The organism is Dehalobacter sp. MCB1 (assembly GCF_003590275.1).
In the GTDB taxonomy this organism is placed as follows: domain Bacteria; phylum Bacillota; class Desulfitobacteriia; order Desulfitobacteriales; family Syntrophobotulaceae; genus Dehalobacter.
Genome location: NZ_LXPC01000015.1, coordinates 41,926 through 54,729 on the forward strand (window position 1 = coordinate 41,926; position 12,804 = coordinate 54,729).

The following is a 12,804-nucleotide window of genomic DNA, read 5'->3' on the forward strand; positions in this document are numbered from 1 at the left end:
ATCCTGCCTCTTCCAACAAATTTTTATTGCCATCTTACCTGATCATTTCCCAAAAGCGCAATAAGCGCCCTGTCAAGCTCTTCAGATGGCCGGACAAAATAATTTGGACTTATCTCAAAGGTCTTCTTATTATCCTGGCAAAAGAAATAGACAGGATGTGTTCCGCGGAATGCCCCTAGAACCGCCAGAATCTTATCGGTCAGCTCCGTATCCTGATTGCTTGGAATCTTTAGAAACAATTTATCCGGTTTGACGCTGCATTCCTCAATCGGCAGAACTTTTTCAGCAAATATTTTCTTTTCATCTTCATTCACATAATAACGACCGTGAACAACTACAATATGGTCATTGTCCATCCTGACAACTTCCGGAAACAATCTGGGAAATACCAGAACCTCGATCGTTCCGGTCAGATCCTCCAGTAAGAAGGTAGCCATCATTTCCCCTTTTTTCGTTATTGTTTGCCGATAAGAATTTATTATCCCACCTAGAATAACCTTTTTTTCTTCCGCACTTTCGAGACAGGCCGCGATTTCTGAACTTGTGATTTTCCTGAGCAGGTCATTCACGGAATAAAGCGGATGGGCTGTGAGATAAATACCGATATACTCCCTCTCCATCTTCAGGATCTCATTCTCGCTGAATTCCGGTATTTCAGGCATGATCAGCCCTTCATCAAGGTCCTGATCAAGATCAAACAAAGACATCTGGCCGGATTCGCTGTCCTTTTGCCGGTTCTGAGCCAGCTCCAGCGCCTGATCCAGGACTTTCATAGCCTGAGCGCGGCTGCACAGTGACTGAAACGCGCCGGCCTTAATCAGACTTTCCAGCGTTCGTCTGTTCAGAACTTTAGCATCCATGCGTACAATAAAATCATAAAACGACGCAAACGGGCCGTTCGTTCTTTCTACAATGATCCTATCAACCACCTGTGTCCCGACATTACGGACCGCCTCGAGTCCAAAACGTATCGCTCCGTGTTCAATGGTAAAATCCCGGTAACTGTACTGGACATCGGGCGGCAGAATCTCAATGCCGCTGCTCCTGGCCTCCTGAATATAAAAAGTCACTTTATCTGATGCACCGATCACGGAACTCAGCAGCGCCGCGGTGTATTCCAGCGGATAATTCGCTTTTAGATAGGCTGTCTGGTAAGAGATCATCGCATAAGCCGTAGCGTGGCCCTTATTGAATCCATACTCGGCAAATTTGGCCATAAGGTCAAAAATATCTTCAGCTTCCTTTTCCCCTATGCCCAAACGAAGTGCTCCCGGCACAATCCATTCACCGCTGCTGTCCTGTAGTCCATAGATAAAGTTCTGCCTTTCTTCAGCCATGATCTTCTTGTCTTTTTTTCCCATGGCTCTGCGCAGAAGATCTGCTCGTCCCAGAGAGTATCCGCCAAGATTCTGAGCAATCTGCATGACCTGTTCCTGGTAGACGATAATCCCGTATGTGGGTCTTAAAATCTCTTCCATTTTCGGATGCAGAACTTTGATCTGCCCGCCATGCTTCCGGCGCACAAACTCCGGGATCTGTTCCATCGGACCAGGACGATACAGAGCGAGCACAGCAATAATATCTTCAAAACAACTGGGCTTCAAATCTTTTAAGATAGCCCGCATGCCGCCGCTTTCCAGCTGAAATACGCCTGTGCTGTTACCTTCGGAAAGCAGTTGATAGGTCGCCTGGTCATCCAGCGGTAAATGATTCAGATTAAGCTGGATACCGCAGGTCTGTTCAATATTAGACTGGGCTTTGGTCAGGATTGTCAGGTTCCGCAAGCCCAGGAAATCCATTTTCAGCAGTCCGATCTCCTCGACCAATTTCATCGGGAACTGGGTCATCAGCAGCCCATCGGAAGTTTTCTGAAGTGGAAGGTAACTGGTCAATTCATCCCTGGCAATTACGACGCCCGCAGCATGCGTAGAAGCATGCCTCGGCATCCCCTCCAGCGATTTTGAAATCTCATAGAGCTTTTTGATTTCCTCTTCTTCCCGAACCATTTTTTGCAGTTCCGGAGAAACAGTCAGCGCTCTTTCCAGTGTCATACCCAATTCATACGGTACAGCTTTGGCGACTTTATCGACTTTGCTGAGCGGTATATTCAGAACCCTTCCGACATCCCTCAGCACGCCCTTGGCACCCATGGTGCCAAACGTGATGATCTGGCAGACTTTCTCTTCCCCATACTTTTCCGTCACATATTTGATGACTTTTTCCCGGCCTTCCGGGTCAAAGTCAATATCAATATCCGGCATTGAAATTCTTTCCGGATTTAAAAAACGTTCAAAAAGGAGATCATGGCGAAGCGGCTCCACAGAGGTGATGCCGAGCAAGTAAGCAACCATGCTCGCAGCTGCCGAACCACGCCCCGGACCAACCGCAACATCATGCTCCCGGGCATAACGGCAAAAGTCTGAGACAATCAGAAAATAGCCGGAAAAACCTGTCTGGGTAATAATCCCAAGCTCATATTCCAGCCGTTCGCGCTGTTCCGGCGTTGCATCCGGGTAGAATACTGGGAACGCCTTCCAGCATAATTCCCGCAGGTACTCGTCCAGTGTACAGCCTTCTGGAACCTCGTAGACCGGCAGGTAATGCTGGCCAAAAGTGAAGCTGACCTTGCAGCGCTCCGCAATCTCATTCGTCAGGTGTAAAACCTCGGGGGTCTCCCCAAAAAGCAGGTTCATCTCCTGCTTGCTCTTCAGATAATACTCCCGGCCTTCAAAACTCATCCGGGAAGTGTCAGCCAGTGTTTTTCCGGTCTGTATGCACAGCAGGATATCCTGAACCGATGCATCTTCTTTCCGAATATAATGGACATCATTGGTCGCGAGCAGCGGAATCCGTGTCTCCCTGTGAAGGCCCCAGAGGCCGGCATTAACTTTTCTCTGATCCGTTATCCCATGATCCTGTAACTCCAGATAGAAATGATCCTGGCCAAAAATATCCAGATATTCCATCGCTGCCGCTCTGGCTCTGGCCGGATTGTCCTGAAGAAGATACTCCGGGATCTCACCGCCCAGACACGCGCTCAGTGCAATTAAACCTTTACTGTGCTGCTGCAAAAGCTCCTTGTCGGCTCTCGGTTTATAATAAAAACCGTCCACGTTGGCCTGTGAGACAATTTTCACTAAGTTCTGATAACCCTCGTTTGTTTCGGCAAGCAAAACGAGATGATAGTTTTTGTCATCTTTGCCGAGAACCCGTTCCGTTCTTTTTCCCGGTGCCATATAGATTTCACAGCCTATAATCGGCTTGATCCCTTGTTTACCGCAAGCTTTATGGAAATCCAGTACACCGTACATCACGCCATGATCGGTGATAGCAAGCGCCGGCATTTCTAATTCTGCAGCAGAACGTGCAAGGTCGTTGATCCTGGCGGCACCATCCAGTAGACTGTATTCAGTATGAACATGTAAGTGGATAAATCCCACTATCTAACCCTCTTCTTCCCTAAGAAAATTGCTGGTACTATCTATAAAAATGGTGGCTATTTACTTTGTAACAGTTCTTCAAGCCTAACAAGTATTTGTGTCTGATTTTTCAGTTCCTGCATCTGCTCATCCTGCAATATGGCGAGATAGAATAATTAAACTTAGGAATACCCTTTATTTCCTTGTTAATTGACTCTTTTGGATGTATAACATGTTGGTGCTTTTGACCTATACTCTCTGGACTCATCCTCATCCCCCCCTTCATCGTATTTCCTATCTTTTGTCCCCTATCCGGGCTATCATCATTCCTTTAGCCAGGGCTCCCTTGTCGTTGAAAACTTCAATCTCAATATTGCAGTTCTTTTTTGTCACTAGCAATAGTCTGGCCGAAATGCTAACTACTGTTCCGGCCGGAACCGGATGGAATTGATAAAAGCTAAAATTTTCTGCAATCGCATCTAAGCGGTATTTTTTTCGGAGCGCGATGTAACCCGCCGTATTCATCAGGGTTACCAGAACACCGCAGCTGGCTGAACCAAATTCATTCACCATAAACTGCGTGATTTCACCCCGAATAGTCAGGTATTCCGATTCTTCCACATAACCAAAACCGCTTAAAACCAGATTATCCACGGTCTCGCCGAACTGAGGCTGCTTCTGGATCTGCTGAAAAGCCTCGAGTACATCCTGCAAGCTTATGACTCCGATCAGCTTGCCGTTTTCGAGTACGAGCGCAATCTCCCAGCCCTCCCAGACCATTTTACGGGAGATATGGGTAACCGGATCGTCTCTTCCGACGGTCAACGGATTCCTGTTCATGACTTTGGTGATTTTGACCTCTACGCCTTCACCGGCGACATCGACCGCGGTCACAATACCGAGTAGGTTGTGCTGGTTATCGATGACTGGGAAGCGGCTGTGTCCGGTCTTTTGCGAAAGCTTGTACCAGTCTCCGATCGTAGCACTGTCTTCAAGAACCTTCGCATCCTTGACCATGATATCTTCAACAAGCAGTAGTTCCTTACTGATGAGCCTGTCAAAGAGCGCCCGGTTGATCATCGTTGTAACTACGAATGTGTCATACGGGGAAAGGATGATCACCGAATTCAGGCTCTTGGCCAGCGCCACAACCTCTTCCGTAGGTTCCAGGCCTCCGGAGATAAGCAAAGGAACATTATTTTTCAAGGCAAGGAGCTGGGCATCCGTCCTGTTGCCGACGATACAAAGTGCGCCTTCTTCCAGATAACGCGCTAAATCTTTCAGTTCCATCGCCGCAATAATAAACTTATTCGGACATTCCGTCAGCCTGTTCCCTCCGCAGATGACAAGCCCTTCCACGATTTGGGCCACTTCCTGAAGCGTAAGATCTTCAATCTGTTTTTCTTTGACGCCTTCAATCCGCAGCGTCCCAACCTTCGGGATCGAACGGACAAACCCTTTGTTCTCCGCTTCTTTAATCGCACGGTAAGCAGTCCCTTCGCTGACATCGAGCTCTTTGGCGATGAACCTGACTGATACCTTACTCCCTATGTCGAGATTCTCAATAAAGTTAAGAATCTGCTGATGCTTTGTCTTTGTCAAATAAAAACGCCTCACCTGTTTTTTTCATTAATTATATCACATGGTAAGGCTTTGAACTATTTATTGTATAGAATAGCCTTTATTTGTTGATCCGTTTTAATCGCTGAGACAATTTTCCGCCTATTTTGCCGGAAATTCGGGGAGACAAAGAATCCCAGCCCTCGTTTTTGACCTGCTGGATGATGCCGAGTTCCGACGCAATTTCCATTTTCATTTCCTCAATAAAGTCGGGCCTCTTCTTCTTGTTATCCTTTTTGTTCGTATTGCCTGTATTTAGCTTGGTGCTGTTTTCTTTCATGCTTTAACGCTCCTGTTCAGAGTATGGAGACTGCGGCCAGTGAACCATCCCGGTTAGGGCATTCGGGGGCCTTCAGCCCATGGTTGTTTTCCAGACGGCAGACGCCGTCCACAGCATAAATGCATTCTTTCGCGCATTCTTTGGTTCTCATTCTGTTCTCATCTCCTTACCGTGTATTTTTGCCCTAAAAAGCAAAAAATATCCTGTAAGGATTACAGGATTTTCTTTAAAGCACATCTATCTGTGTTCATTTTATATAGATATTGGTTTTTATATTTGAATTGCTTTATCTTCTAGTCTTCTTGATATGATTTTGCGCTGCATTAATGTCTTTGGATTCTATAACTTCATACGTTGTCCCGGATCAAGGATCATTCCCTTGCTCTGCGGTGCTTTTCTGCTTAGCAGCGCGAGAAAGTCCCTGGAATCCTGCTGTTCTTCCTCAAATGTATTGTAATGCATCGGAACCACGACTTTGGCCTGGAGCATCCGAGCTGCTTCGGCCGCATCTTCCGGCCCCATTACAAAATTATCCCCGATCGGCAGCATAGCCAGATCGATTCCCATCAGGCTGCCAATAAGTTGCATATCCCCGAACAAACCGGTATCCCCGGCATGGTAAAGCTGCTTGCCTTCAATCTGAAGCAGAAAACCACAGGCCAAACCACCATACAAACAGGTTCCGTCAACCTGCTCGATCCCGGAACCATGAACGGCCTGAGTCAGCTTTACAGTTCCAAACGGAAAGACGTGCTTACCTCCGATATGCATCGGATGGATCCTCACCCCAAAGGTCTCCGCATACCGGCATAGTTCAAAATTAGAGATCAGGACTGCCCCGGTCAGCCTGGCCAGTTCGACCGCGTCTCCCAAATGATCGCTATGACCATGCGTGACCAGAATTGCATCGAGCGCTTTAAAATCAACCGGCTTAACCTTTGCTTTCGGATTCTTCCGCAAATAGGGATCTATCATCAACCGACCTGCGTCAGACTGGATTTCAAAACAGGCATGGCCGTGAAAGATGATATTCATATTTTATTCCCCATTTTGATCTTTTCTTCTTGACTCTGCCCTTCTGGATTCAGCGTTTCTGCCTGACTCTGCTCTTCCATTTTATGCTGCATTCCCTCTCCATCCTTCTCAAGTTCCTTTTTATCTTCCCTGTCTGTAGAAACTGACCTTGTCACCGTGTACCAGTTATGCAGGCGGAACTTTCTGAACATAATTCGTAAAATAATGCCGAGGTCAATAACCACCAGAATCGCCGCGATATACCAGTGTCCATAGGCGGAGAAAATTGCCGCCAGCCCGAAACACAGGCTAATCCCATACAGAACAAACACTGCCTGGCGCTGGGTCAGGCCGGTATCAAGCAAACGGTGATGAAGATGCCCCCTGTCTGCCCGGACAATCGAATGTCCTTTCCACTTTCTCCGGATAATCGCAAACAGCATGTCCGTTAAAGGCATGCCGAGCACCAGCAACGGGAAAACCAAACCGAGTATCGTAGCGGTTTTCAGCAAACCCCAAATGGAGACTGCCCCGATCATATAGCCGAGAAACATACTTCCGGAATCACCCATAATGATTTTAGCAGGATTAAAGTTATAGAACAAAAAGCCCAGCGTTACACCGCTCAGGGCCAGCATCAAAAGATCAGCCCCCGGATAGGCCGAACGGATCGTTGCTGACCAAAATAATGTGATCGCCGCAATAAAGCAAATGCCCGAAGCGAGGCCATCCATACCGTCGGATATATTCACGGCATTGACCAGACCGACAATCCATAACAAGGCAAATAGGTTGCCGATCAAGCCGAGTTGGACGACTCCATATAGGGGCAGCGTGATATGCGGGACTGCCATGCCGAAAAAAATCAGAATCACCGCGGCCAGGATCTGCCAGAGCAGTTTGACCAGAGGCCTCATTCCTTTTACATCATCATAGATGCCGACCACAAAAATAATTGTGCTGCCGAGGAAAAGTCCGATCAGCATTTTATTCACGGCCACTGTCAAAAAAACAGCCAGCCAAAAAGCCAGATAAATCGCAGCGCCGCCGAGACGCGGAATCGGGGTCTTATGTATTCTCCGCTCACCCGGATAATCCATCACACCCCATTCTCTGGCCAGGATAATGGAGACGGGTGTTAAAATCAAAGCAAATAGGACTGCCAGCAAAAATGTTGATAAATAGGAAAGCATACTACCTCCGGATATCGTAAGTTAAAGGGCATCGCGACATTAGGCCATCCGTGGCCGTCACACCTGACCTGGGAAGCCCCATTGACGCAGAACCTCATACGCAATCACTGCGACCGAATTGGACAGATTTAAGGACCTCGCATCCTTTCTCATCGGCAAGCGGATCTGCCGGTCAGGATAGCGCTGTAGGATTTCCGGCGCCAGCCCCTTTGTTTCCCGTCCAAAAAGCAGATAGCAGCCATCTGGAAACTCCACATCTGTATAAAACTTAGATGCTTTGGTCGTGGCCAAGAAAAGCTGACCTTCAGCGTTCTGGGTTTCAAATTCGTTAAAATTTTCATAAACATGCACCTTCAAGAGATGCCAGTAATCAAGTCCTGCTCTTTTTAAATGCTTATCATCAATACTGAAGCCGAGCGGCTTCACTAAATGCAGGTCGGCCTGAACCGCTGCGCACAATCTGGCAATATTTCCTGTATTGGGAGGTATCTCGGGTTCAACTAGTACAATGTTTAACCTGCTGTCCGTCATCATCATTTTCTCCAAAAACTGCTCTTAAATCCAATTAAATAAACACAACAGCTATATTATAACCCGAAAACAACTAAAAATGAACGTTGAAATATTCACACCGCAAAAAAACTACCCATATCCTTAAAAAATCTGCTATATTATGTATACTTTTTTGTTATACTGGATGAATCAGGCTTATTCTGTTATATTATAAAGTTGGATCATAAATTAAATAAAGGGGTAAGAAATATGAAACAAAATTTAACACAAAAAATATTATCCGCCCATCTCATCTCCGGTGAACTTGGGGCCGGAGGAGAAATCGGCATCAAGATAGATCAGACTTTAACTCAGGATGCCACAGGAACCATGGCTTATCTTCAGTTTGAAGCCGTTGGTATTCCAAGAGTCAAAACAGAATTATCCGTCAGTTACATCGATCACAACACCCTGCAGACCGGTTTTGAAAATGCTGACGACCACGCTTTTCTCCAAAGCTGCGCTTCCCGCTTCGGGGTTTATTTTTCACGTCCCGGCAACGGGATCTGCCACCAGGTCCATCTGGAGCGTTTCGGAAAACCTGGTAAAACCCTGTTGGGCTCGGACAGTCACACCCCTACCGGCGGTGGAATCGGCATGCTGGCCATGGGCGCCGGCGGCCTCGATGTTGCCGTAGCCATGGGCGGCGGCGAATTCTATCTGCCTGACCCGAAAGTTGTTAAAATCAATCTAACCGGGAAATTAGCTCCTTGGGTGTCCGCCAAAGATGTCATTTTAGAAGTCCTGCGCCGCCTGTCCGTCAAAGGCGGTGTCGGCAAGATCTTTGAATATGCCGGTCCTGGCGTCTCCTCGTTAAGTGTCCCCGAAAGAGCCACCATCACCAACATGGGCGCCGAGCTCGGTGCTACGACCTCTGTCTTCCCTAGCGATGAACAGACCCGGATCTTCCTGAAAGCTCAGGGCCGCGAAAATGACTGGATTCTGCTTGAAGCTGATGCAGATGCAGCATACGATGAAGAAATCTGTATCGACTTGTCTGCCTTGGAACCGCTTGCAGCTCAGCCGCACATGCCTGACAACGTTGCAGCCGTAAGTACGTTAACGAATATCAAAGTTAATCAGGTAGCGATTGGCAGCTGTACGAATTCTTCCTACCGCGACCTAATGACCGCCGCTGCCATCTTAAAAGGTAAAGTGGTCGATCCGAGCGTCAGTCTGGTTATCGCCCCGGGCTCCCGTCAGGTTCTGACCATGCTGTCCAATAACGGCGCGCTGACCGATCTGCTGGATTCCGGAGCCAGAATTTTAGAATCAGCCTGCGGACCCTGCATTGGCATGGGCCAGTCCCCTTCCTCCGGTGCCGTCTCCTTAAGAACCTTTAACCGCAACTTTGAAGGACGCAGCGGAACTGCGGACGCGGGCGTATATCTGGTCAGCCCGGAAGTTGCTGCTGCAAGTGCGCTGACAGGTTACTTTACCGATCCCCGCACGCTGGGCCCTGCTGCTGAAATTCCAATGCCAGAAAATTTCCGGGTCGACGATTCGTTGATTATTTCACCCGGTTCTCCGGACACGGCCATCGTGCGCGGCCCAAATATCAAACCGTTGCCGATTGCTCCGAAGCTTACGCCGGATCTGGAGCTTCCTGTCGTCATCAAGCTCAATGACAATATTACCACAGACGATATCATGCCTGCAGGCGCGAAAATCCTGCCGCTCAGATCCAATATCCCTGCCCTTTCCGAATATGTTTACAGTAAAATTGATGACGGATTCTCTGCCAGAGCCAGACAACTTGGTCAAAGCATCATTGTGGCCGGTCAGAACTACGGTCAAGGCTCCAGCCGCGAACATGCCGCACTGGTCCCAATGTACCTCGGTGTTAGAGTTGTCCTGGCCAAGAGTTTTGCCCGGATTCATAAAGCCAACCTGATTAACTTTGGTATTCTTCCGCTTACTTTTTTCAATGAGAGTGACTATGATCTGATTAAGGACGACAGCAAGCTTATCTTTACGAATCTGACTGAAGCCCTGTCTAACTCCGAAGAATTTGATATATTGTTAAGTGAAAAGAATGCTTCCATCAAGGTCAGCCATAGCCTGACTGAACGCCAGATTGGAATCATCTTAGCCGGAGGCTTACTGAACTATACCAAAGAGGCTGGCAAATAAGTTTTGTCTAAGAAAAACTCTCCTGCTTGTGGAGCCCACAGCAAAAAGCCCGAAGGCCAAGGAAGTATAACTCCTTGAACTTCGGGTTTTTATCTGGTTCGAATAATCTTCTTGTTTGAATACTAATCTGTTCGATCATAATCTTAGTTTGAATAAAAGATTATAATTCTAATAATAAAGATAGGGGCATCCCCGTCTTTTTTAGCGAGTTGAAAGAGTCTGGTCCTCTTCCTGCTTGTCCGGTTTGGAATCGAAAAGATCGCTGACGGCTTTCGCAAATGTAAGATAAAGCTTCTTAAAATCATCATCCACCGGAGGATGCATTAAGCTTTGCACGAGATTACGGTAATACCATTCCTGCTTCTCCCTGCCCCGGTTAAACCGCATCCAAAGCTTCTCGCCCTCTTTTTGATAGTCTTCCAGCATCGTCAGAACATTATGCAGCTTGTCCGCGCAGGCCACGGCCTTGATCACCGGTATCGCTGTTTTCAGGTATTCAATGGTATGTTCTTTGCGTTCTTCCCACTGTAGTGATTTGTCCGGTTCCGAACATCCCTCTACGATCAAGGCAACCTTGTTGCCAAATTTATTGCGGAGATATTCCAGATTAATGATGGTATCCTCAACGGTATCATGCAGGATCCCAGCAACAACAATGTCTTCCGCACATCCTTCTTTCTGCAGGATCATTCCAACTGCATACGGGTGTGTAATATAGGGCGTATTGGTCCCTTTCCTGAACTGATTCTTGTGGGCATTTGCTGCGATGTCTATTGCGGCGAATACTTTGTTCATTCTTCCTCCTAAAGGTTAACCCCAATATGATCAACTATCAATTTAACGCTTTTTCGAAATCCTGTCCAGTCAAAAATGTGGGATTTGACAACTACTCGAACACATCACGGGCCAGTACATCAATTTCCGCTTTCAGTCTGGCTGTTTGATTCTGATCAAGCTGCCATTTACCATCATCAAATAGGATGACATCACCTTCCTTAATCCCCGCAGGAAGATCAGTGAGGTTAATATTCTTTCTGTTGTTACCATCAAACTCCACCACAGCGACGCTGTCTTCGAAACGATCAATAACACCCTTCATTTTGATACCACCTTTTTGAGGTAATCATGCCTATTGGTCCCATTATTTTGATGCAATCTCCAGCGTATGAAATGTCACTTCTGATCCGTCGGATACCGCAACAATCGTCCCTTCCAGATCCGTCCTGAATACCTTGACTCCCCTATTCTTTAGCTTATCCAGTGTATCCTGTGCAGGGTGATCATAATCATTTTCTTTCCCGACGCAAATCATTGCATATTCAGGGTCTATCAGATCCAGAAAGGGCCCGGATGTTGCGTCGCCGCTGCCATGATGACCAACCTTTAGGACCGTCGACTTCAGAGCATACATGCTCACATTGCGCAGCATTTCTGACTCTGACATTTCTCCTACATCACCAGTGAATAAAAAAGAAGTGCTGCCGAATGCTATCCTGATCACAGCGCTGTAATTGTTCAGATCTTCATAATCCGAACCGTTCGGAGCGAGTACAACGGCAGTCACACCGTCCCCTAAGTTCAGCTTCACACCTGTTTTTGCCGGTGTTATTTTGAGGCCTTTATTTTTTACCGCGCTAAGTACATCCTTGAACGTTTCAGTCGTATGTGTTTTGCTTGGCATGATGACTTGCCCGATTTTAAAGGCATCGATTACGGCATCGAGACCCCCGATATGATCCTCATGGGGATGGGTGCCAACGACAATATCCAGTTTGCTTATTTTCTGTTTTTCTATGTACGAGATAACCGTTTCTGCATCTTCATTATTCCCTGCATCGATCAGCATGGTTTTCCCCGAAGGGGCTTTGATAAGGATGCAATCCGCCTGCCCGACGTCAATGAAATGGACTTGAAGAGTGCCTGAGACTGGAGCAATATCCGCACCTGAGCCGGTATTGGAGGCATTCGGATTTGACGACAGCGTACCTTTTTGATCTTTGACCGCAGTCGCTGTCTGCCGCGACTGATCCGAAAAAGTCACTGAGCTGCCGTTCAGTGAGCTGTAACCAAGTAAAACTAGTACAATTAGGCAAAGAATCGTTAGAAGTAATCTTTTTTGCTTTTTCATTGAGCTTCCTTTTCATACAATAATGATCGTTTCACATTTCTTTTTCATACTTTGATCTGTAATAGATTCCTGAGAATACAACAAATAAATAGGAAATAACCAATATGATAATCGCCGTCAAATCAATCTGCATTAAACCAAATGCCAGGATGATCACGCCATATACATAGATCATTTTATCATAAGCCTTAGCTTTGGCCTTATTGGTAATGGTTAGATTTCTTTCATCGTTTTGCTCAATTTCTATTTTCTTGACCTCGTCCGGATAATTTTTCAGCGCCATACTGCTAATGATTTTCCCTAAATGGTGACCGAATAGTCCGCATCCCATACCAACACAGACGTATGGCAAGACTTGCATACTTCTTTGTGGTTCATGAATGGCCTTTATCAAAACGAACCCTATTACGATTAATAGTATTCCTAAAATGGAAAAGCCAATTGCTTTAATATTCTTTGTCATAT

Annotated in this window: 12 protein-coding genes; 1 reads left to right on the plus strand and 11 read right to left on the minus strand. The window is 46.7% G+C overall.

All coding sequences use genetic code 11. The features are described 5' to 3' along the window. Positions 1-23 precede the first annotated feature (23 nt). From A7K50_RS11575 to A7K50_RS11600, 7 genes are all read right to left on the minus strand, one after another. Positions 24-3,440, minus strand: coding sequence for a DNA polymerase III subunit alpha (locus A7K50_RS11575; RefSeq protein WP_119776413.1), 3,417 nt, complete (start codon positions 3,438-3,440; stop codon positions 24-26). Between the two features lie 273 nt (positions 3,441-3,713). Beyond that, positions 3,714-5,021 carry a DRTGG domain-containing protein gene (locus A7K50_RS11580; protein ID WP_119776414.1) on the minus strand — a complete coding sequence of 436 codons (1,308 nt, stop codon included), beginning with the start codon at positions 5,019-5,021 and terminating at the stop codon, positions 3,714-3,716. A gap of 79 nt (positions 5,022-5,100) precedes the next feature. Continuing rightward, positions 5,101-5,319, minus strand: a complete 219-nt coding sequence (locus A7K50_RS11585) for a small, acid-soluble spore protein, alpha/beta type (protein ID WP_119776416.1) — start codon at positions 5,317-5,319, stop codon at positions 5,101-5,103. 16 nt (positions 5,320-5,335) lie between these two features. Continuing rightward, a complete protein-coding gene (locus A7K50_RS14215; RefSeq protein ID WP_199698291.1) occupies positions 5,336-5,470 on the minus strand; it encodes a cleavage protein in 135 nt (44 codons plus the stop codon). A 188-nt stretch (positions 5,471-5,658) separates the two neighbouring features. Beyond that, on the minus strand, positions 5,659-6,354 hold the full coding sequence (locus A7K50_RS11590) for a metal-dependent hydrolase (protein WP_119776417.1): 696 nt from the start codon (positions 6,352-6,354) through the stop codon (positions 5,659-5,661). Next, the gene (locus A7K50_RS11595; protein WP_119776419.1) at positions 6,351-7,526 is read right to left on the minus strand and encodes an MraY family glycosyltransferase; all 1,176 of its coding nucleotides are present in this window, start codon (positions 7,524-7,526) and stop codon (positions 6,351-6,353) included. Before A7K50_RS11595 ends, A7K50_RS11590 begins: the two co-directional genes overlap by 4 nt. A 57-nt stretch (positions 7,527-7,583) precedes the next feature. Beyond that, positions 7,584-8,060 (minus strand): tRNA (cytidine(34)-2'-O)-methyltransferase, encoded by a 477-nt coding sequence (locus A7K50_RS11600; RefSeq protein WP_119776420.1) that lies wholly within the window; start codon positions 8,058-8,060, stop codon positions 7,584-7,586. Between the two features lie 228 nt (positions 8,061-8,288). On the opposite strand from A7K50_RS11600, the gene A7K50_RS11605 reads away from it, so the two are divergent. Then, positions 8,289-10,211, plus strand: a complete 1,923-nt coding sequence (locus tag A7K50_RS11605; RefSeq protein WP_119776422.1) for an aconitate hydratase — start codon at positions 8,289-8,291, stop codon at positions 10,209-10,211. A gap of 201 nt (positions 10,212-10,412) precedes the next feature. On the opposite strand, the gene A7K50_RS11610 is transcribed toward A7K50_RS11605, so the two are convergent. The 4 genes from A7K50_RS11610 to A7K50_RS11625 all read right to left on the minus strand — a co-directional run bounded on the left by A7K50_RS11610 (position 10,413) and on the right by A7K50_RS11625 (position 12,802). Beyond that, positions 10,413-11,006, minus strand: a complete 594-nt coding sequence (locus tag A7K50_RS11610) for an HD domain-containing protein (RefSeq protein ID WP_119776423.1) — start codon at positions 11,004-11,006, stop codon at positions 10,413-10,415. Between the two features lie 91 nt (positions 11,007-11,097). After that, a complete protein-coding gene (locus A7K50_RS11615) occupies positions 11,098-11,310 on the minus strand; it encodes a DUF3006 domain-containing protein (RefSeq protein ID WP_119776425.1) in 213 nt (70 codons plus the stop codon). Between the two features lie 42 nt (positions 11,311-11,352). Further along, a complete protein-coding gene (locus A7K50_RS11620) occupies positions 11,353-12,339 on the minus strand; it encodes an MBL fold metallo-hydrolase (RefSeq protein WP_119776427.1) in 987 nt (328 codons plus the stop codon). A 31-nt stretch (positions 12,340-12,370) separates the two neighbouring features. After that, complete coding sequence (locus tag A7K50_RS11625; protein WP_119776429.1) at positions 12,371-12,802, minus strand: hypothetical protein; 432 nt, start codon at positions 12,800-12,802, stop codon at positions 12,371-12,373. Positions 12,803-12,804: the final 2 nt, after the last annotated feature.